At 34.8% G+C, this 19,791-nt stretch carries 20 protein-coding genes, 1 tRNA gene and 1 riboswitch; of the genes, 12 read left to right on the forward strand and 9 right to left on the reverse strand.

Going from position 1 to position 19,791, the window contains the following annotated elements:
* Positions 1 to 14: 14 nt before the first annotated feature.
* Entirely contained in the window at positions 15 to 902 is an 888-nt protein-coding gene (locus ACS3UD_RS02640) for a polyprenyl synthetase family protein (protein ID WP_308137882.1), read from the forward strand.
* Positions 903 to 1,047: 145 nt separating this feature from the next.
* Here ACS3UD_RS02640 and murC read toward each other — a convergent pair whose 3' ends face one another.
* The gene (gene murC, locus ACS3UD_RS02645; RefSeq protein WP_308137881.1) at positions 1,048 to 2,391 is read right to left on the reverse strand and encodes a UDP-N-acetylmuramate--L-alanine ligase; all 1,344 of its coding nucleotides are present in this window, start codon (positions 2,389 to 2,391) and stop codon (positions 1,048 to 1,050) included.
* A gap of 410 nt (positions 2,392 to 2,801) precedes the next feature.
* Between murC and tsaE the strand changes: the two genes are divergently transcribed.
* Genes tsaE through ACS3UD_RS02665 form a run of 4 tightly spaced genes read left to right on the forward strand, consistent with a single transcriptional unit; the run spans position 2,802 to position 5,282 of the window.
* Entirely contained in the window at positions 2,802 to 3,272 is a 471-nt protein-coding gene (gene tsaE, locus ACS3UD_RS02650; RefSeq protein ID WP_308137880.1) for a tRNA (adenosine(37)-N6)-threonylcarbamoyltransferase complex ATPase subunit type 1 TsaE, read from the forward strand.
* Positions 3,253 to 3,942 (forward strand): tRNA (adenosine(37)-N6)-threonylcarbamoyltransferase complex dimerization subunit type 1 TsaB, encoded by a 690-nt coding sequence (gene tsaB, locus ACS3UD_RS02655; protein ID WP_308137879.1) that lies wholly within the window; start codon positions 3,253 to 3,255, stop codon positions 3,940 to 3,942. The genes tsaE and tsaB overlap by 20 nt, the downstream gene beginning before the upstream one ends.
* Positions 3,943 to 3,951: 9 nt before the next feature.
* Entirely contained in the window at positions 3,952 to 4,389 is a 438-nt protein-coding gene (gene rimI, locus ACS3UD_RS02660) for a ribosomal protein S18-alanine N-acetyltransferase (RefSeq protein ID WP_213926125.1), read from the forward strand.
* Positions 4,390 to 4,409: 20 nt separating this feature from the next.
* Positions 4,410 to 5,282, forward strand: a complete 873-nt coding sequence (locus ACS3UD_RS02665) for a M15 family metallopeptidase (protein ID WP_440977726.1) — start codon at positions 4,410 to 4,412, stop codon at positions 5,280 to 5,282.
* 215 nt (positions 5,283 to 5,497) lie between these two features.
* Here ACS3UD_RS02665 and ACS3UD_RS02670 read toward each other — a convergent pair whose 3' ends face one another.
* The 4 genes from ACS3UD_RS02670 to ACS3UD_RS02685 all read right to left on the reverse strand — a co-directional run bounded on the left by ACS3UD_RS02670 (position 5,498) and on the right by ACS3UD_RS02685 (position 11,648).
* Complete coding sequence (locus ACS3UD_RS02670) at positions 5,498 to 6,952, reverse strand: peptidoglycan-binding domain-containing protein (RefSeq protein WP_308137877.1); 1,455 nt, start codon at positions 6,950 to 6,952, stop codon at positions 5,498 to 5,500.
* 235 nt (positions 6,953 to 7,187) lie between these two features.
* Positions 7,188 to 9,065: a molecular chaperone HtpG gene (gene htpG, locus ACS3UD_RS02675; RefSeq protein ID WP_308137876.1), complete on the reverse strand. Its 1,878-nt coding sequence runs from the start codon at positions 9,063 to 9,065 to the stop codon at positions 7,188 to 7,190.
* A gap of 233 nt (positions 9,066 to 9,298) precedes the next feature.
* On the reverse strand, positions 9,299 to 10,708 hold the full coding sequence (locus ACS3UD_RS02680) for a peptidoglycan-binding domain-containing protein (RefSeq protein ID WP_308137875.1): 1,410 nt from the start codon (positions 10,706 to 10,708) through the stop codon (positions 9,299 to 9,301).
* Between the two features lie 13 nt (positions 10,709 to 10,721).
* Complete coding sequence (locus tag ACS3UD_RS02685; protein ID WP_308137874.1) at positions 10,722 to 11,648, reverse strand: peptidoglycan-binding domain-containing protein; 927 nt, start codon at positions 11,646 to 11,648, stop codon at positions 10,722 to 10,724.
* Positions 11,649 to 12,054: 406 nt separating this feature from the next.
* Between ACS3UD_RS02685 and ACS3UD_RS02690 the strand changes: the two genes are divergently transcribed.
* The 7 genes from ACS3UD_RS02690 (at position 12,055) to ACS3UD_RS02720 (ending at position 17,199) form a co-directional block, all read left to right on the forward strand.
* Positions 12,055 to 13,554, forward strand: coding sequence for an acyl-CoA carboxylase subunit beta (locus ACS3UD_RS02690; RefSeq protein WP_308140127.1), 1,500 nt, complete (start codon positions 12,055 to 12,057; stop codon positions 13,552 to 13,554).
* A 13-nt stretch (positions 13,555 to 13,567) separates the two neighbouring features.
* A complete protein-coding gene (locus tag ACS3UD_RS02695; protein ID WP_308137873.1) occupies positions 13,568 to 13,840 on the forward strand; it encodes a hypothetical protein in 273 nt (90 codons plus the stop codon).
* Between the two features lie 11 nt (positions 13,841 to 13,851).
* Positions 13,852 to 14,256 (forward strand): biotin/lipoyl-containing protein, encoded by a 405-nt coding sequence (locus tag ACS3UD_RS02700; protein WP_308137872.1) that lies wholly within the window; start codon positions 13,852 to 13,854, stop codon positions 14,254 to 14,256.
* A 132-nt stretch (positions 14,257 to 14,388) separates the two neighbouring features.
* The gene (locus ACS3UD_RS02705) at positions 14,389 to 15,282 is read left to right on the forward strand and encodes a DNA-processing protein DprA (protein WP_308137871.1); all 894 of its coding nucleotides are present in this window, start codon (positions 14,389 to 14,391) and stop codon (positions 15,280 to 15,282) included.
* 34 nt (positions 15,283 to 15,316) lie between these two features.
* Positions 15,317 to 15,396, forward strand: a tRNA-Leu gene (locus ACS3UD_RS02710).
* A 177-nt stretch (positions 15,397 to 15,573) separates the two neighbouring features.
* Positions 15,574 to 16,080 (forward strand): GNAT family N-acetyltransferase, encoded by a 507-nt coding sequence (locus ACS3UD_RS02715; RefSeq protein WP_308137870.1) that lies wholly within the window; start codon positions 15,574 to 15,576, stop codon positions 16,078 to 16,080.
* A gap of 65 nt (positions 16,081 to 16,145) precedes the next feature.
* Positions 16,146 to 16,232: riboswitch (cyclic di-GMP riboswitch) on the forward strand.
* Positions 16,233 to 16,329: 97 nt separating this feature from the next.
* The gene (locus ACS3UD_RS02720; protein WP_308137869.1) at positions 16,330 to 17,199 is read left to right on the forward strand and encodes a transglutaminase-like domain-containing protein; all 870 of its coding nucleotides are present in this window, start codon (positions 16,330 to 16,332) and stop codon (positions 17,197 to 17,199) included.
* A 33-nt stretch (positions 17,200 to 17,232) separates the two neighbouring features.
* Here the strand turns inward: ACS3UD_RS02720 and ACS3UD_RS02725 are convergent, their stop codons facing one another.
* The 4 genes from ACS3UD_RS02725 to ACS3UD_RS02740 are packed head-to-tail and all read right to left on the reverse strand — an operon-like array spanning position 17,233 to position 19,786.
* Positions 17,233 to 18,294: a type IV pilus twitching motility protein PilT gene (locus ACS3UD_RS02725; RefSeq protein ID WP_308137868.1), complete on the reverse strand. Its 1,062-nt coding sequence runs from the start codon at positions 18,292 to 18,294 to the stop codon at positions 17,233 to 17,235.
* Between the two features lie 2 nt (positions 18,295 to 18,296).
* Positions 18,297 to 18,794 carry a hypothetical protein gene (locus tag ACS3UD_RS02730; protein WP_308137867.1) on the reverse strand — a complete coding sequence of 166 codons (498 nt, stop codon included), beginning with the start codon at positions 18,792 to 18,794 and terminating at the stop codon, positions 18,297 to 18,299.
* Between the two features lie 2 nt (positions 18,795 to 18,796).
* Positions 18,797 to 19,294: a type IV pilus modification PilV family protein gene (locus ACS3UD_RS02735; protein WP_308137866.1), complete on the reverse strand. Its 498-nt coding sequence runs from the start codon at positions 19,292 to 19,294 to the stop codon at positions 18,797 to 18,799.
* A gap of 9 nt (positions 19,295 to 19,303) precedes the next feature.
* Positions 19,304 to 19,786 carry a DUF4860 domain-containing protein gene (locus ACS3UD_RS02740; protein ID WP_308137865.1) on the reverse strand — a complete coding sequence of 161 codons (483 nt, stop codon included), beginning with the start codon at positions 19,784 to 19,786 and terminating at the stop codon, positions 19,304 to 19,306.
* Between the last annotated feature and the right edge of the window lie 5 nt (positions 19,787 to 19,791).

The raw sequence follows: 19,791 nt of genomic DNA on the forward strand, positions 1-19,791 counted from the left end.
CTATGGGGGAGTAAATGGATCATATAACATGGATGAATGAAAAAATAGAAAGTGTTGAAAAATATCTTAAAGATATTGTTGAGGAAAAAGAAAATCCTCAGAAGTTGATTTATGAAGCTATGAATTACAGCTTATTATCCGGAGGAAAAAGGCTGCGCCCTGTGCTTTTGCTTGCAGCCTATGAGTTGTTCAAGGATGAGGAAGAAAAGGCATTGCCTTTTGCTTGTGCAATGGAAATGATTCATACATACTCTCTGATACATGATGATCTTCCCGCTATGGACAATGATGATTATAGAAGAGGGAAGCTTTCAAATCACAAAAAGTACGGAGAGGCTGCGGCAATTTTAGCGGGAGACGGTCTTCTGAACAGAGCTTTTGAAACGGGTCTTGAAGCGGCAATGAAATTTGAAGATAAGAATAAAGCAATAAGAGCCTTGCTCTATATATCCAAGTCTTCAGGTCCAGAGGGCATGATAGGTGGTCAGGTTGTAGATATATTTGGTCATGATAAAATTTCAACGCTTGACGATCTTAAGTACATGTATTCGCTGAAAACCGGCGCAATAATAAAAAGCAGCTTGGTGGCAGGAGCTATTCTCGGAGGAGCTGATGAAGCTGAATTAAAAGCTTTGGAGAGTTATGCAGAAAAAATAGGGCTGGCATTTCAGATAGAGGATGATATATTGGATGTAACGGGCACTGTTGAAAAGCTTGGAAAAATGACGGGAAGTGACGAAGCAAATGATAAAGTCACATATTTGGTATTTGTTACTTTGGAAGAAGCAAAAAAACAGGTTCATAATCTTACCAATGAAGCTGTAAAAAGCCTTGGTATTTTTGGGGATAAAGCGGTATACTTAATCGAACTGGCTAAGTTTCTTACCGACAGAGATCACTAAAATAAACTTAGCACCAACTTTTACAGCAAAGATATCTTGTAATTTGCAAATTGTGTTTTGTATGGGGTAAGAACTTTCCTAATATATAAGAAGATGAGATTTTTCATTCGGCAGTTATACTGAATATGAAAAATCTCATTTTTATTTATTTTATATATTCAATAACATCATTCACATTACCTGCACCCATTGCTATTATTGTGTCTCCTTTACAGGCTAAAGATTTAATTATTTCTGCAGCTGATTGAAATGAATCTGCATAATGCCCGGATTTATTGAGCGAGTTCATTTTAACAAGGATATCTTTTGAGTGGATTTCACCTGTATCTTTTTCTCTTGCCGGATATATATCTAAAAGTATTGCTTCATCTGTATGTGTTAAAGCCTCTGCAAATTCGTTCAGAAGTTTTTTAGTACGGGTAAATGTGTGAGGCTGAAATACTACTATTACCTTTCCGTAGGTGTAAGCTTTTGCAGTCTTTAATGTCGCTTTCATCTCCGACGGATGATGTGCGTAGTCGTCAATTATTGAAGCTCCATTATACTCACCTTTATACTCATATCTCCTATGAGTGCCTTTAAAATTTAAAAGACCGTTTTGAACGGTTTTGCTGTCAATGCCTAGGCAAAGGGCTGCGGCAGCCGTTGCAGCGGAATTTAAAATATTATGTTCTCCTAATACTTTAAGCCTTATATCTTCAACTTTTTGCCCATTATGCATCAACGTGTATGAAGGGAATGGCTTTAAATTTATATTTTCAGGATAGTAATCGGCGTTGCTGCCAGCTCCGAATGTTACTATATTACAGTCTATATTTTTAAATAGTTTTTTGTGTTTCTCGTTGACTATCAGATATCCTGTTTCAGGAATTTTTTGTGCGTATTCTACAAATGCATTTTCGATATCTTCTAAGTCCTTGTAATAATCAAGATGATCTTCTTCAATGTTTAAAATAATTTCCATAGTTGGATTGAATTTCAAGAAATTCCTTTTATACTCGCATGCTTCCGTAAGCATTATATCATATGAGCCGCGAAGCAGATTTCCTCCTAGTGAATCCATTTCACCGCCTAAGAATATAGTTGGTTTTATATCTGTTCCTATCAATACGGAAGAAAGCATTCCTGTAGTAGTTGTTTTTCCGTGAGTGCCTGATATACAGACAGAATTTTTGTAGTTTTTCATTATCAAGCCTAAAAATTCGGCTCTGTCCATTATATTAAGGCTCAATTCCTGCGCTTTCAAAAGCTCAGGATTGTCATCAGAAATAGCAGATGTGTACACTACTAAATCAATATTTTCGGTTACATTTTTGCTTTCATGGCCTTTGTATATTTTTGCTCCCAATGATTCCAGTTTTTTTGTTATATGTGAGCAGCTTCTGTCAGAGCCTGAAACCTTAACTCCTTCGTCAATCATTAATTCAGCCAGTGCACTCATGCTGATTCCGCCTATGCCTATAAAATATATATGATTAAATTTTTGCATACCATTCTCCCTAAATGTTTCTTTGTTATGTAATAATATTATTCATAAAAAAAGCAATTAACACTTATTTAAAAGCAATAAAGAAAATAATTCATAGTCCAAGCCTTTAAATAATCATAACATTATAACATGTCTCCAAACATTGTTCAACGTTTTTTACTTTTGCTTTTAGATTACACGTAAAACAGCCTTGCGATATACTAAGTAGTTTTAGGCGAAGAAAGTATGCTTTTTATTTAGGTTTTTAATATCATGGAATGAAAATTATTTTTCCCGAAGACACAAACTAAACATTCCTTGATTTTTTAAACCTGCAAATGTATAATGAAACGGTAAATAAATATCTGCGATTTTATTTAATAGCAGCCATAGGTGAAAGCGCAGGGATAAAACTAATCTAAGGAAGCATTATGAAATTAACGGTAAACAATTTAAAAGATACTGAGGTTGTAGGCAGAATTATAGGACGCAGTTTGGAAAAGGGAAGCGTGCTATGCCTTGACGGTGACCTGGGCGTTGGAAAGACGGCACTTACGCAGTTTATAGCATCGGAACTTGGTGTTAAAGAATACATAACTAGTCCAACATTTACAATTATTAAAGAATACGAAGGAAGACTGAAGCTGAACCATATGGATGTATACAGGATAGACTCGGAGGAGGCTATGTATGATTTAGGATATGATGAATATATTTATTCAGAGGGGGCAACAATCATTGAGTGGTCACATAAAATAAAAGGTATACTTCCAAAGGAGAGAATTGATATTAAAATAGAACGGCTTTCCGATACTTGTCGCATAATGAATATAAGCGGTAATGGGAAAAACTATGAAAAAATAGCAGAGGAACTGAATAAATATGAAAGTACTGGCAATTGAATCGGCATCTATAGCTGCATCATGTGCAGTATCTGAAGACGGTAGTTTGTTGGGTGAATATACTTTAAATCACAAAAAAACACATTCAGAAAAGCTTATGCCTTTAATAGAAGAGTTATTGAACGAACTGAATATTAAAATACAGGATATTGATGTAATTGCAATATCAGAGGGCCCCGGATCATATACGGGATTGAGAATAGGAGCTGCTATTGCAAAAAGCCTTGCATTTGCTGTTGATATTCCCATAGCCAATATCCCGACGACAAAGTCGCTTGCAGCAAATGTTTTTGACGTAAGTAAGCTTATTGTTCCTGTAATGGATGCGAAAGCAGGCAGAATTTATACAGGAGTTTACAGATGGAACGAAGGAAAGATCTCAACCGTCAAGGAGCAGTATCCTTGTAATATTGACGATATGCTGGAAATGATGAATGAATATGAAGAACCCATTATATTTAACGGAGATGGAGCAGTTAATTACAGAGATATAATTGAAAAAAAATTAAGGCAAAGGGCGTATTTTGCACCTGGAAGGTATAATTTTTTGAATGCTTCCACCTTGGCGTCCATAGGCTACGACATGGCATTGATGGGGGAATTTGTTCAGGCGTCTGATTTTAGACCTCAGTATTTAAGGATGTCTCAGGCGGAACGAAATAAGAAATAAGGGGGATTTATGGTAGTAATCAGAGGTATGCGCAGCGATGATTTGAATCAAATAACTCAAATCGAAAAGATGTGCTTTTCCCTACCCTGGTCAAGAGCTTCTCTTGAAAAGGAATTAGTAAATGAACTGGCATATTATCAGTGCGCAGAGGAAGATGATAAAATTGTGGGTTACATGGGAATGTGGAGAATTTTGGATGAATGCCATATAACCAATGTTGCAATATTACCGGAGTATAGAAATAGAGGCATAGCCGGAATGCTGATAAGCAAAATGGTGGAAATATGCAGATGCTCGGAGATCAGTTCTATGACTCTGGAGGTTCGCGAGACAAATATACCGGCAATAAACCTCTATGAAAAATTTGGATTTGTATCAGTAGGAAAGAGACCTCGTTACTATTCAAAGCCGATTGAAGATGCAATTATAATGTGGAAAAAACTTTAGAAATTATAGAAGGAAAGAAAATGAAACATAAAAAGAGAATTAGAGTGGATAGAGTTTTAATTTTAGTTATAGCATTGTTACTGATTTTATTTGGATCTATAATGATTATAAAAAAGATATCAGCAGATAATAATACACCAGGTAGTAATAATATTCCCAACGAACCTGTGAATGAGGAACCGTCAGATAATGGTATCGAAGAACAGGAAGGGATTCCTGTTGAACAGCCTGATCCTGTGGAAGAACCGGAAGAAATCCCTTCAGAGTCTGAGGAGAATCCAGATGCCGAAGAGTCATTAGAGATTGAAGAAGTAGTAACAGTAGGAAATCCCGGAGCAATAGATGTGCTGGTAAATAGGGTCAATAATCTACCCAGCGATTATGTGCCGGAAGATTTGACGGAAATAACAGAGCTTCCTACGGTGCTTTTAAATCCTGAGGTGAATCAGCTTAGAGAGGCTGCATATGAGGCTTTGAAGAATCTTTTTGCTGCTGCAAAGGAAGAAGGATACGATCTATATGCACGCTCGGGCTATAGGTCCTACAATACACAATCATCGCTGTATTCTTCTTATGTTGCTAATCACGGTCAGGCGGCTGCGGACACATTTAGTGCAAAACCAGGGCAAAGCGAACATCAGACGGGGCTGTCTATGGATATAACTTGCGAGGCAATGAATTTTGCTTTAGATGATACTTTCGGAGAAACGGCCGAAGGCAAATGGGTATCAGAAAATGCACATAATTATGGATTTATAGTTCGTTATCCGAAAGGAAAGGAAGATATTACCGGATATATGTATGAGCCGTGGCATATAAGATATTTGGGAGTGGAGATGGCTACGGATGTATATGAATCAGGGCTAACTCTTGAAGAATTTTTTGAACAATAAAAATATACAGTTTATTAAAGAAAAGCAATTTTGAGCAATTTACGCTTAAAATTGCTTTTCAGTTTGCTTGATTTTTTACCGTAGAAAAATTTAATAGCTTTTTATGTATGCATGTATATTATTAACAGCCTTGAATTATGCACTGAACAAATTACGGAAGCTTATTGATTGGTGCTAATAAGTGTTTTTCGAAGAACTTATCGTTTGCATTACAATTAAACCGTATCTTGCGGGGCAATTATTCCCGAATATCTTTGTTCTCTGTAGACTCGGCTCAATTCATTCCAAGTGGCTTCATTGACTGTTCCGGTTGGTTCAAGACCAAAAAGATTCTGAAAAGCTATAACTGCTTTTTCTGTTTCTTCGCCAAATATTCCGTTTTCCGGTACAGGAGGTATCGATGGTATCGTCAATGATATATAAGACAGCATTTGCTGTATAAATGAAACACCTGGCTGTTCCAGTCCCATTCCTTTAACAAATTCAATGCTTGGGTATCTGAAATATGGCAAGTAAACTTCTTCAGGAGGAAGTGTATTAAATACGCCGCGGATTGCTTCGTACAGTTTATTCCATGTTTCTGTATCTACAATACCTGTGGCAGGAAGGCCTACTATTTTTTGAAATTCTATTACTCCCAGTCTTGTCGGTTCATCAAATATGCCGGTAAGATTAATTGACGGAATGCTATTATAATACAAAGATAAAACATACAAAAAATATTGCAAATATGTTGCCCTTGGGCGTATATCGCCCTGAAGCAAAGTTCCGATTGTTATGCCGTAAATTTCTTCATAAATTGATCCTGCCGCAGTTAATTCGGCTAATTCAGTAACAGCTACATAAATCTCCCGTATTTTATAAAATGTTGCCTGGTCAATGATACCTGTAACCGGCAAATTAAATATTCTCTGGAATTCTTTGACTGATGTTTCGGTATACTCATCAAAGTATCCGCTGGTGACGGGGATTTTTGGAATAGCAGGGAAATTATCAGATATTCTGTTTAATGCTAATTGATCTCTTAGTACGATAATACTTGAATCACCTAACATAAGAGGTTTTCCTGGGAAAGTCAATCCTATGCCTCCTATAGGAGTGTCTGTTTTGATTGAAATATCTTCGCCATAAAAATATTTTAAAATATCTAATGCGGAATAACCGTTGTTTGCCAGGTCAACCGTAGCCCACTGAGATAGTCCGTCGCACTGTGAGATTCTGCCATCACAATATTTAGTTGAAAATGGTATAACTTGTTCGCCCTTTACTACATAATGATTGAATATCTCATCGGTAATGTTGCTTATGTTGTCATAGATGCCTCTGTTTTCAACATATGCCTGGTCATGCTGGGTTGAATTTGTAATGTCAAAATCATACCCTCTTGAACGATACCATTCAAGACCCACTTTGTTAAGAGTAAAAGATATTATGGCGTAAATATTAGCTCTCAATGCCTCCTCAGGCCATGTTGGATAAAGCTCAGAGGATGCAACATTTTTGATATAATTAATATAAGGAACAATTATATTTTCTGCCTCTTCATCAGGATTGCCAAGATGAACTGTTATATATTCTGGAATTATAACAAAATTAACAGGAGGTCCGCCTGGTATGAAATTTTGATATTTTACATCTATATTACTGATTTCAGAATTTCTGTATATCATTGTTTACCTCTAAAATTTATTTTACTCTATTAATATATGTTATGAATAAAATATTGAGATTATTTTGGTATAATAATCCATAAAAAATAAGATATTTAATAATTGCTCAGCAGGAGAAAAAAAGAGCATTTACATCATTAATAAAATAATGATGTCTTGCAAACGGTAAAAGATTGAAATTTAAAAGAACCTAGGTCAGCTTCAACCTAAGTTCTTAATTTATAATGTAAGATTATTATTTTTCAATAAGCTCATATACGTTATTTGCATATTGTACAGGGTCTTCAATTGCTAATCCTTCAATAAGAAGTGCCTGGTCATACAATACATTAGACAGTACTTTCAGCTTTTCTTTGTCATCTTGGTAATACTGTTTGATTTTTTCAAACATTTGATGGTCTGTGTTTATTTCCAGTATTTTTTCCGCGTGAACATCACCGGCCATATTGTCTGGCATGGCGTTTAGCACCTTCTCCATCTCAATCGACAGTTCGCCTTCGGTGGCCAGGCACACGGGATGAGTTTTTAATCTCTTGGAGGCTCTTACTTCTTTAACCTTATCTGACAGAGCTTCCTTCATATAATTAAATATATCCGTATTTTCTTCTGAACTCTTCTTATCATCATCTGATTTTAAATCTAAATCTGCATTTGATACATTTTTGAATTCTTTTTCTTTATACTTTGCGAGTACCTTAATTGAGAATTCATCAATTTCATCTGTGAAGAAAAGTATTTCATATCCTTTGTCTGTTGCAAGCTCTATTTGAGGAAGTTTTGCAATGAGGTTTACATTTTCTCCGGAAGCATAATAAATGTATTTTTGGTCTTCTTTCATTCTGGACACATATTCATCTAATGTTACCAGTGCTTTCTCTGTTGAAGAATAGAACATAACCAGATCTTGCAGAGTTTCCTTGTTTGCTCCCCATTCACTATACAACCCGTATTTTAAGGATCTTCCGAAGTTTTCAAAAAACTTCAGATAGTTTTCTCTATCGTCCTTTAGCATTGCCAGAAGCTCACTTTTTATTTTTTCTTTTATTTTCTTGGCAATGAATTGAAGCTGCCTATCGTGCTGCAAAGTTTCTCTTGAAATATTAAGAGACAAATCAGCCGAATCCACCAGTCCTTGAACAAATCCGAAATAATCTGGAAGAAGGTCGCTGCATTTATTCATTATAAGCACTCCGTTTGAGTAGAGCTCCAGACCCTTTTCAAATTCTTTTGTATAGAAGTCAAAGGGGGCTCTTGACGGAATATACAGTAATGCATTGTAGCTGGTGATTCCTTCAACGCTTACGTGAGTGTATTTTAAAGGTTTTTCAAATCCAAAATGTTTGTCCATATAGAAATTTTCATAGTCTTCAGGTTTTAGCTCACTTTTGTTTTTTCTCCATATAGGAACCATGCTGTTTAATATTTCATCTTCAAAATAATCCTTATATTCGTTCTCGGTTCCTTCTTCCAATTTTCTTTTCTTCATCATCATTTTTATAGGGTATTTAATGAAGTTGGAATATTTTTTTACAAGCGATTTTATATTGTACGGATCAAGAAATTCATCATAATTTTCATCATCTGTATTTTTCTTTATTGTAATTATTATGTCTGTTCCTGTTGTTTCTTTTTCGCATGAAGTTATCGTATAGCCGTCTGTACCGTTAGACTGCCATTTATACGCTTCCTCTGAACCTAGTGCCTTGCTTATTACGGTTACTTTTTCAGCAACCATAAAAGCAGAATAGAATCCTACTCCAAATTGCCCTATGATGTCAACGCCTTCTTTTGCTTCACTGTTTGACTTGAAATCAAAAGATCCGCTTTTTGCAATTGTTCCAAGGTTTGAATCCAATTCTTCTTTTGTCATGCCTATTCCTGAATCAGATATTTTTAGAGTCCGGTCATCTTCATTTAGAGAAATTCTTATGTAAAAATCATCCTTATTAAATTCTATACTGCTATCTGTCAAAGATTTATAGTAGCTTTTATCAATTGCATCGCTTGCATTTGAAATAAGCTCTCTCAAAAAAATTTCCTTGTGTGTGTAAATTGAATTAATCATAAGATCAAGAAGCCTTTTAGATTCAGATCTAAATTGTTTTTTTGCCATAATACATCCCTTCCTTTATCTATAGCTTGTTTGTAATTAAATCGTGCATTTGTTAGCACTCGATATAAATGAGTGCCAGCTACACTATTATTTTAGCAAATGATTTATATTTGTCAATAGCTTCAATATAAAAAAGTTTACGTCATGGAACTTTGTATTTTGATTCCGCATGCCATATAGGGGGGCTTTTCTAATAAAAAAAGAGCGCTTAGCACTCTTGTTACTGAAAAATATTAAGTTTCAGCATATCTGAAATTTCTGTATATATTCATTATCATGTTCCATGTTTGGGCATCTACAACCCCTGTGGGTTCTAAACCATACAGCTCTTGAAATACTCTTACAGAAGCAGCTTTATCTTCACTAAAATTTCCATCTATTTTGACGGCAGGTATTTCCGGTATTTTAGTAGACAGATAATTCAACATTATGTCTAATATAAGAATTCCCGGATATATTTTATTCATGCCTTCTCTATATTCCATTCCCATAAAATTGATGAGAGGAAGGTAGATATCTTCTACAGGAACACTTGTCAAAATTGCATAAACAGCCTTGTAGATCTCAGCCCATGTTCTGAGATCTACTATACCGGAAGGAGGCAAACCCATTATTTCTTGAAAAACTTTAACAGCATCAGTAGTTTCGGGGCCATAATAAGAGTCAATTGTTACAGCAGGAATTGCAGGATAAACAGAGGAAAGTACATTTAAAAAATATTGGAGCAGTCCGACAACAGGACGATTTCCTTCCTCTAAAATAACATTCGCATACAAATCCAACAGTTCTTGTTGCGATAAACCCTCTGTATTTAATTCATACAGCCTTTCGACAGCTACATAGATTCTTCTGATAAAGTACCACGTTTCCATGTCAACAATTCCTGTAACGGGAAGACCAAAAACTTCTTGGAATACCTTTACTGCTTCTTCTGTTTTTTCATCAAAGTAACCGGTAATATCCACGGTGGGAATAGCAGGATAGTTTTCGGAAATTTTATTTAACGAATGCTGCATTCGGAATACTGATATTCCAGAATCGCCAAGCTTCAATTGTGAACCGGGATATGTTTCTGTTGTAGTTGTAGGAATATTGCTTTCAACAAGAAGAATATCATTACCATAATAGTACTTTAAAATATCTAAAGCATCGTAGCCTTGATTTGCTAAGTCTACGGTTCCCCATTGAAGAAGGCCATTACATTGGACCTGTCGTCCATCACAAAATACGGCAAATAAAGGCTCCACGTGTCCGGACCTTGTAATATATTGGTCGAATATTTCATTAGTTAAGTCTGAAATATTGCTGAATATACCTCTGTTTGGAACGTATGCTTGATCATATTGAGGAGAACTGGTAATGTCAAAATCGTAGCCTCTTGATCTGTACCATTCAGTAAAAACCCTATTCATAGTAGTTGATATTATAGCATAAATGTTTGCTCTGAGCGCTTCTTCCGGCCAGGTAGGATACAACTCGCTGGAAGCAACGTTTTTTATATAATCTATATACGGCACTGTAACATTTAACGCACTTTTATCATCAGGTGAACCCAGATGTACAGTTATTTCCAGTGGAAAAGGAACAATCACATGAGGAAGAGTTTGTGCAGGTATTATTATATTAGATTCAGGTGTGCTCATAAATTACCTCGTTTCATTCAGTTTGTTCAAGAACAGTGTCTGTAAATTGACTTGTCGGTCTATTGTCTGAAAATCTAAGCTGCCTGTATACATCCACAATTTTATTCCAAGTTTGCTGTTCTATTATACCGGTAGGTGTTATCCCGTACAAAGTTTGAAAAGCAATTACAGATTCAGTTGTGATATAATCAAATATACCAGTAGGATCTATAGAAGGAATGTCAGGAATAGCATTTGAAATAAATTCTAAGTACTGTTGCATAATATAAACTTCGGAGCCTTCTGAACCCTCGCTGTATGTTTCACCCGGATATAAGAGCGCGGGAAGCGAAATAGCAGTAGGCGGCAAAGTGTTAAGTATCCCCTGCATGCTGTAATACATATTGTTCCAGGTTTCACAGTCGATTTCTCCGGTTGCTGGAATATTAAATGTTTTTTGAAATTCTGTTATCGAATTTATAGTCATGGTATTCAACATGCCATTTATATCTACGGCAGGTATGGATGAATGATAAGCTGAAAATACATTTAAGAAATACTGCACAAGCTGAACTTTTGGAATAACTTCAAGAGATTCATTGCCATTCCCTAAGTTTGGCAGTATCTCAGCAGCCAGAGAGTTGTCTGCAGTTGTTTGAGCAAGTTTCTTTACAGCAGAAAATACTTTTCTTATTTCATACCATGTTATTTTGTCTATTATTCCTGTTACAGGTAGATTAAATATGTGCTGAAACTGTTTGACGGCAATCTCCATTGACTCATCAAATGTAGGCGTTATGGGAGATATTTTAGGAATAGAAGGAAAATTAACAGATATAGCATTCAAAGCATTTTTTGTATTTAGGACGGCTGGGCCACTATCTCCAAGAACTAATGGACTGCCCGGAAAAGCTTCTTCATTTATTGATTTATCGACGAACCCGGGTACTTGAAGTTCCATTATATCACCTTCCGTTCTTTTCTTTTAAGGTTATTATGAGTGCCATATTTTCTAAAAATCATATTTATATTCCTAGATGGTTTTGTTTTGGTATATTGATTTTTCTTAATAATCACAGGAACACACCTTTCTATTATAATCCTTGTATTATCAATATATGCAGTACAACGGAAATTGATTTATTGTATATAGTATTAAAGAAATAAACATTCTATGAGTATAAAGATATTGACAAGAATTTTATAATATAATATACTTTGAAAGTCAAAGTAATAAATTTAATGTTTGACTTTATCGTTGAAATTTATTATTTTATATATTGGCAACCATATATGTAAAGAAAGGCAGGAGAAAAAAATTGCCAAACGAAAAAATAGCGGAACTCAGAGAAAAAACAAAAAAAATAATGCTTGGCGGCGGTCAGATGGCTGTGGATAAACAGCACAAAAACGGAAAACTTACAGCTAGGGAAAGAATAATAAAGCTGCTTGATGAAAATAGTTTTGTGGAACTAGATGCGTTTGTTGAGCATAGGTGCGCAAACTTTGGAATGGAAAAGAAATCTGCACCGGGTGAAGGTGTCGTTTCGGGTTATGGAACGATAGACGGTAGATTAGTATACATATATGCACAGGATTTTACTGTCATAGGCGGCTCATTGGGAGAAATGCATGCAGCAAAAATAGTAAAAGCTCAGGAAATGGCAATAAAAGTAGGAGCTCCATTGATCGGTATAAATGATTCCGGCGGAGCCAGAATTCAAGAAGGAGTGGATGCTCTGTCAGGATACGGAAAAATATTTTATAACAATACACTTGCTTCTGGGGTTATTCCTCAAATATCTGTCATATTAGGTCCGTGTGCTGGAGGGGCGGTTTATTCTCCTGCATTGACTGACTTTATATTTATGGTTCAAAATGTAAGTAAAATGTTTATTACCGGACCGAATGTAATAAAGACTGTTACAGGTGAAGTTGTTTCCGGTGAAAAATTGGGAGGCGCAATGACTCACAATTCAATAAGCGGTGTTGCTCATTTTGTTGATGATTCAGAGGAAGAATGTATGAGACATATAAGAAAGTTATTGAGCTTTTTACCGCAAAATAATTTGGAAACAGCACCTGCTAAGGAAGTTAACGATGATTTAAACAGAATAGATGAATCCTTGAATGATATAATACCTGAAAATCCAAATAAAGCATATGATATGAAGGATGTAATTTATTCTATTGCTGATGATAAAGAATTTATGGAATATCAACCTTGCTACGCTTTGAACATAGTAACGGGTTTTATGAGATTAAACGGAAGAAGTATAGGAGTAATTGCAAGCCAGCCAAAAGCATTGGCAGGATGTCTTGATATTAACGCATCTGACAAGGCGGCAAGATTTATAAGAACCTGTGATGCTTTCAATATTCCTCTTCTTACATTAATGGATGTTCCTGGATTTTTACCAGGCACTCACCAAGAGTACGGAGGGATTATCCGACACGGGGCAAAGATGCTGTATGCATATTCAGAAGCAACAGTTCCCAAAGTTACCATAATTACAAGGAAAGCATACGGCGGTTCTTATATAGCAATGTGCAATAAAGAATTAGGTGCAGATATGGTATTGGCGTGGCCGACAGCGGAGATAGCAGTAATGGGACCTGAAGGTGCTGCAAACATAATATTTAAAAAGGATATAGAAATTTCAGAAGATAAAGATGAAACGCGCAGAAATAAAATAGAGGAATATAGAAATACCGTTGCAAATCCTTATATTGCTGCAGCAAGAGGATATGTTGATGCAGTCATTGAACCCTCACAGACAAGGAAAAGAATAATAAGTTCATTTGACATGTTAACAGGTAAAAGAGTTTTAAAGCCAGAAAAGAAGCATGGCAATATTCCCCTGTAGAGAGGTAAAATAGATGAGTTTTTTAAATAAATTATTTAAAAATAAAAATGACGAAAAGTTTGAAATTAATGACCATACTGCTGCAGAAGAAGATGAAATAACAGCAGCAATAGCTGCAGCATTATCATTAATGGACGAAGAAGAAGAGGTTGTTGCTGCCATAACTGCTGCCATTGCATGTATGTTAGGTAAGAGCACTGATGATTTTATTGTAAAAAATATAAAGAGAACTTCTGAAATTGACTCTATATGGGCATTAAGCGGAAGAATTAAGTTAATGAGATAACGGAGGATAAAATGAAAAAATTTAATGTAACTGTAAACGGAAAAGCATATGCAGTAGAAGTTGAGGAGGTTGGTGCAAATCAAGGGGCATTTACATATCAACCTGTACAGCAGCCTGTACAGGTTGAGAAAGAACCTGCCAGCAGGGTTGAACCTGCGCCGCAGGTAGCACCTGTAAAAAAAGTACAATCTGATAGTACAGAAGGTGAAACGATATCAGCTCCAATGCCGGGCACTATACTAGATGTTAAAGTGTCAGAAGGCCAAAGCGTTAAATCCGGAGATATTTTATTTATACTTGAGGCAATGAAAATGGAAAATGAGATAGTATCTCCTAAGGACGGAGTAATAAATAAAATTTATATTTCTAAATCAGCAACGGTTAGCACAGGAGATTCACTGGTAACAATAGGATAAATAATTAAATTTTCTTAACTCTTCTTTTAAAAAGAAGAGTTTTTTTTTGAAGTAATATGTGATAAAATGTAGAAACATGACTATGCTAGGGATTAGGGATAGACCTTACATTATTGAAATAAGGGGAATGAGATGGTAAGCAACGAAGATATAATCAGATTACAGCTGGTTAATGGTTTAGGAAGAAAAACAATAACTAAAATTTTAAGATACATTGAAAACAAGAAAATAAAGTTAAATAACTTTCACGATATAGTAAAGCTGTTGAAGGATATGGGAGTTAAGAGGCTTAAAATTGACCTGGAAAAAATAGAAAGAGATGCATTGGAAATTTTTGAATGCTGTAAAAAAAATAAGATTAAAATTATAGGCATATATGATGAAAGATATCCGAAGAGGCTTAAGACTATAGAAGATAAACCATTAATTCTTTATGTAGATGGTGATCAGAATTTACTTAATCAGGAAAACATCATCGCTATAGTAGGATCAAGGAATCCTTCACAGGAGGGATACGAAGTCAGTTCAATCTTTGCAGAGAGACTTACAGAGGAGCAGTGCTGCATAGTAAGTGGTTTTGCATCAGGTTGTGACGAGTCTGCTCATAATGGATGTCTACAAGCCAGAGGAAAAACAATAGCAGTTATACCTTCAGGGCATCTTCATGTAATTAAGAATAACAAAGTTTTGTATAATATGATAATTATAAACGGCGGCGCAATAGTATCAGAGCTGCCTCCAAACGCAAAGACAGAAAAACATGCCTTTATAGATAGAAATAGGATTGTTGCTGCTCTCTCTGACGGAATAATTGTGATAGAAGGAGGACAGAGAGGAGGAACTTCGCATACTGTTAAATTTGCGAACGCTTATAACAAGCCTGTTGCGTATACAACGAGCTTTTCATTTGCAAAACAAACATCAATATTCAGCAATAATATTGAGATAATAGATAGCTTTGAAAAACTTGTAAATTTTAAAAAAAAATCGTGTAAAAAAAATCTTGACAAAGTAGCAGCGCAGTAGTATAATCAATTTTGTTGCTGACGAAAGCGACTTCGCGGATGTGGCGGAATTGGCAGACGCACTAGACTTAGGATCTAGCGGGATACCGTGGGGGTTCGAGTCCCTTCATCCGCACTAACAGATGAACCTATCAAATTATGGTAGGTTTATTTTTTTACTCTAAATCGTACAAAAACCTCACAAAATTATTTGAATATTAAGTCATAAAAAACAGCCATTCAAAAGAATAACACAATCAACTCCTGTTAACATAATATATTACAAGAAATAAATTATGGAGTGAGGTAAGAAATGAATATTGTTGTGGAAACTGACAGGTTAATTATAAAAGAATTTGAGGAAGCAGATGTTCCAAGCCTTTATAAAATAGAAAGTGATAAGAAAATTATTGAATTTTTACCGTGGGTTAAATTAAGTAATGAAAAAGAATGCCGAAGGCAGATAAAGAAATATATAAATGAATATAAAAAAAACAAATTGAACAGCTGGGCGGTAGCAATAAAAGAAACAGGTGAAATAATTGGTATAACACGTTTAATATATTCAAATAAAATAAAAGGAGTCGAACTGGGAACAAAAATTCTACCAGAATACTGGAATAAGGGATATGCATCTGAATTAAGCAGAGCAATTGTTGATTATGGATTATATGAATTGGGAATTGATGAAATTACGGCGGTAACGGATATAAATAATGTAGGAGCCATAAAATCACTGATAAATATGGGCATGCAACTTAAGAAGTACGGCTATTATAATGGAACAGAGGCTGCGTTTTATAGCATAAAAAGAGAATAGTAAATATAACGTCATATATTCAACTATTTTGTTGACAAACATATGAGGGTATGATACTATTAACTTAATTAAATAGGCAAAATTTTCTAAAGGAAATGGCGCAAAGCTATAGGGTCTAACCCATGAAAATGGTATGACAGCCAGTTGCTGTACGTTGGTACATTTATGATTGTTAGCTTTGCTGTCTCCAGCAAAGCTTTTTCTATGCCATTGAATATGAAAAGGCCTACATACAGGAGTTGACGAGCTATGAAAATATTAAGAATATTGATTATTTCATTGATTATGATAATTGCTTTTTCATCTGCTGCATATGGTGAAGATTTGTACAAAGGATCAAAATCGGAAATTGATGTATCGGATTCTGCTGATGGCTATATAAAAGTAAGATATTTAGATGAAACTACAAAAAAGCTTAAGGTAATAATTGAAAAAGAATCTGAGCAATATACATATGACTTAAACAATAAAGGAGAATATGATACATTTCCACTTCAGATGGGAGACGGAAAGTATAAGATCAAAGTGTTTGAAAACATTAGTTCAAACAAATATGCTACGAAACAGACCATAAGTATTGATGTTAAGTTAACTGATCCAAATGCTCCATATTTAGTATCAAATCAAATGGTGAATTATTCAGACGAATCTGACACTGCAAAAAAAGCAGAGGAGCTTACTGAAGGGAAAGCAACAGATATAGAAAAAGTAGATGTTATATATGATTATGTAATTTCAAACATTGTATACGACAACGATAAGGCAAAGACAGTAAAGAGCGGGTATCTTCCTGTTCCGGATGAGATACTTAAAAGTAATAAGGGTATATGCTTTGATTATTCGTCTGTAATGGCAGCCATGCTTCGATCACAATCAATTCCTACAAAGCTTGTAACTGGGTATTCGTCAAATTTAAGCGCATACCACGCTTGGAATGAAGTTTATACAGAAGAAACAGGGTGGATAACCTTAAATGAGATGTATTTTGACGGAGAACATTGGAAGCTTATGGATTCGACAATTGCTTCGACAGCGAAACAATCCAATAGTCCTAGGGTTATAGAACAGACGAACAAACTAATAGATTCAAAATATTACACAAAAAAATATGAATATTAAATGCATGGGAGGGCGTAAGCCCTCCCTGAATTTTTATATTAATTTTCTTGCCATTGCATCTGGATCCATGGCATAGAGCAAGGCATTCTCCTTTGTTATCATTCCGCTTCTATATAACTCTAAAATACTTGTATCCATAGATTTCATTCCTTTTCCGTCCAAAGAATAAATGACACTGTTTAGTTGATGCACTTTAGAGTCTCTAATTAAATTTGAAACAGCATTATTAACTACCATAACTTCAAATGCAGCAGCTCTGCCTAAAACAGGAGAAGGAATCAAGTGCTGGGATATTACAGCTCTTAGCTGCATTGACAGTTGTATTCGTATTTGCTGCTGTTGGTTAGAAGGGAATACGTCTATTATTCTATCCATAGTATTTGCGGCTCCTGTTGTGTGAAGGGTTGAAAGAACAAGGTGCCCTGTTTCAGCTGCTGTAAGAGCAATTTCTATAGTCTGCAGATCTCGCATTTCACCGATAAGCATTACATCAGGGGCTTGCCGAAGTGCAGAGCGAAGGGCGGATACATAGTCTTTAGAGTCTGTAGTTATTTCCCTTTGACTTACTATAGATTTTTTGTGCTTATGTATAAATTCAATTGGATCTTCAAATGTCATTATGTGGCAGTTGCGTTCACTGTTTATTTTGTCGATTATGCATGCAAGAGTAGTAGATTTACCGCTGCCTGCCGGCCCTGTTATTAAAATCAGTCCTTTGGTCTTTGTGTATAAGTTCATTACATCATCAGGTATACCTAATTTTTTTGGATCAGGAAGATCAAAAAAAACAGACCGTATAACAGCTGCATATGAATTTCTCTGCATGTATGCACTTACTCTGAATCTTCCGAGCTTTGGTACAGAAAATGAAAAATCAGCATCTCCGATATTATATAATTCATCAATGTTATCTTTTTTTGCTATTTTAAAGACTTCATAAATAATTACATAAGTATCTTCTGCAGTCAGAGGAATATCATCAGCCGAAACAATTTCTCCCATTATTTTATAAGAAAGAGGTATTCCTGCTATAATAAAAATATCCGAAGCTTTTTTTTCAATAGCATATTTAAAAATATCTATAATTTTCTTCATGTTTATTCAAATCCTTCCCATAGGTTGTAGTTTTCTTCTTCGTAAGCCGGCAGCTCAATTGATGATAATTTCCATTTTTCAATATAATAATTTGGCTGCTGAGTGCTTTCATCGAAGCTAATGACTAATGTTACACAGATTTTTTGATTTTTTTCACCAATTGATTCATAATAAATTCTCGCTGAATCATTAGTTTGATCAACTATTGAGATGTTATTAACTTGATCAAGTAAAAGTACAGCATCAGATATATTCTCTATGTCTTTATCTGAAATAAGCGTATCATATATTTCAGCCAGCTTTTCCTCAGCATTTCCGTGAACCTTATAGTAATCAAAGTTCATTTCAGCTGTTTTTTTTGACAATTTTAAATCAGAATAAGCAGTTGTAAATGATAATACGGAAAAAATTGTAAGGCATAAAGAGACAAATATAATTACTATGAGAGATCCTCCCATACCAATTGATACACTGGAAGATTTATGTTTTCTGTTTTCCACAGCTACCTCCTTACATCGTTAAGCGGGAAGAATTTCTTGGTTTCGATTTTATATACGACTGTACTATTGTGCTCCCTGTCAATAAATGGATATGGTTTTGATTTTAGAGCGGTTATTACAATATCTTTTAGAATTCCCGAGCTTCTGTGTGAACTGCTGATTTCAATCATTATGCTGTATTCACTGTCATGCTCTGAACATGCAGTCCAGGTATTACTTAAATAGTTTATATAACTTATGTTATTGCCATTTGATTTAATTGCATTGAAGTTACTATCCATATAATCGTTCATTTCATCTATGTTATTAGAAGACTTAATAATTTCTGCAGTTGATTGTATTATATTACCGGCTGTAACCATATCATTTGCTTTTAATTGGGTAAATTTTGCTGCTGCAAAGCAGTTTAAGATTATTACTCCGGATACGGCGAATATTAATATGGATATAATTATTTCAACCAGAGATAATTCTAAGTTTATAGAGACCTTGTTTTTCATTTTAACCTCTTATTCAGAATATAAATTTATTATAAGTTCAGAAGTTTTATCATTTTCAGATGTAGTAAACTTGTACAAATCACTAGAAAGTTTTTCTATTTCGAAGTTTTCTACATCCATTATCCTCATTCCGTCATCAGGATTAAATTTCATGCCTGCATCTGTAAACATTTCGTAAATGCTGTTATCATAATAATAAATCCATGTTTCGTAATTTTCTGTATCATATGTTTCAGTTATGACTATTGCATTATTGCCATTTATATCTTCAATACGGATATTGCCGTTCTCGTCATTTTGACGTATTTTATTTGAAACATATGACAAAGAAACTCTTTTTGTATAATTAGAGTTCCTATTGCAATTAATACCCAAGTATACATCTTTTCCAAGCAATATAATCATTACTGATAAAATAACAATCATCAGGAAAAGAAGCATAATAAAAACAAATTGAAACGAAAATTTATTTGAATTTTTTTCTTTAATCATTTAGC

The organism is Sedimentibacter sp. LTW-03 (genome assembly GCF_052059825.1).
Lineage (GTDB): Bacteria > Bacillota > Clostridia > Tissierellales > Sedimentibacteraceae > Sedimentibacter.

Coding starts and splice junctions, on each gene's coding strand:
- ACS3UD_RS02640 (WP_308137882.1), top strand. CDS start 15: ATGGATCATATAACATGGATGAATGAAAAAATAGAAAGTGTTGAAAAA.
- murC (WP_308137881.1), bottom strand. CDS start 2,391: ATGCAAAAATTTAATCATATATATTTTATAGGCATAGGCGGAATCAGC.
- tsaE (WP_308137880.1), top strand. CDS start 2,802: ATGAAATTAACGGTAAACAATTTAAAAGATACTGAGGTTGTAGGCAGA.
- tsaB (WP_308137879.1), top strand. CDS start 3,253: ATGAAAGTACTGGCAATTGAATCGGCATCTATAGCTGCATCATGTGCA.
- rimI (WP_213926125.1), top strand. CDS start 3,952: ATGGTAGTAATCAGAGGTATGCGCAGCGATGATTTGAATCAAATAACT.
- ACS3UD_RS02665 (WP_440977726.1), top strand. CDS start 4,410: ATGAAACATAAAAAGAGAATTAGAGTGGATAGAGTTTTAATTTTAGTT.
- ACS3UD_RS02670 (WP_308137877.1), bottom strand. CDS start 6,952: ATGATATACAGAAATTCTGAAATCAGTAATATAGATGTAAAATATCAA.
- htpG (WP_308137876.1), bottom strand. CDS start 9,065: ATGGCAAAAAAACAATTTAGATCTGAATCTAAAAGGCTTCTTGATCTT.
- ACS3UD_RS02680 (WP_308137875.1), bottom strand. CDS start 10,708: ATGAGCACACCTGAATCTAATATAATAATACCTGCACAAACTCTTCCT.
- ACS3UD_RS02685 (WP_308137874.1), bottom strand. CDS start 11,648: ATGGAACTTCAAGTACCCGGGTTCGTCGATAAATCAATAAATGAAGAA.
- ACS3UD_RS02690 (WP_308140127.1), top strand. CDS start 12,055: ATGCTTGGCGGCGGTCAGATGGCTGTGGATAAACAGCACAAAAACGGA.
- ACS3UD_RS02695 (WP_308137873.1), top strand. CDS start 13,568: ATGAGTTTTTTAAATAAATTATTTAAAAATAAAAATGACGAAAAGTTT.
- ACS3UD_RS02700 (WP_308137872.1), top strand. CDS start 13,852: ATGAAAAAATTTAATGTAACTGTAAACGGAAAAGCATATGCAGTAGAA.
- ACS3UD_RS02705 (WP_308137871.1), top strand. CDS start 14,389: ATGGTAAGCAACGAAGATATAATCAGATTACAGCTGGTTAATGGTTTA.
- ACS3UD_RS02715 (WP_308137870.1), top strand. CDS start 15,574: ATGAATATTGTTGTGGAAACTGACAGGTTAATTATAAAAGAATTTGAG.
- ACS3UD_RS02720 (WP_308137869.1), top strand. CDS start 16,330: ATGAAAATATTAAGAATATTGATTATTTCATTGATTATGATAATTGCT.
- ACS3UD_RS02725 (WP_308137868.1), bottom strand. CDS start 18,294: ATGAAGAAAATTATAGATATTTTTAAATATGCTATTGAAAAAAAAGCT.
- ACS3UD_RS02735 (WP_308137866.1), bottom strand. CDS start 19,294: ATGAAAAACAAGGTCTCTATAAACTTAGAATTATCTCTGGTTGAAATA.
- ACS3UD_RS02740 (WP_308137865.1), bottom strand. CDS start 19,786: ATGATTAAAGAAAAAAATTCAAATAAATTTTCGTTTCAATTTGTTTTT.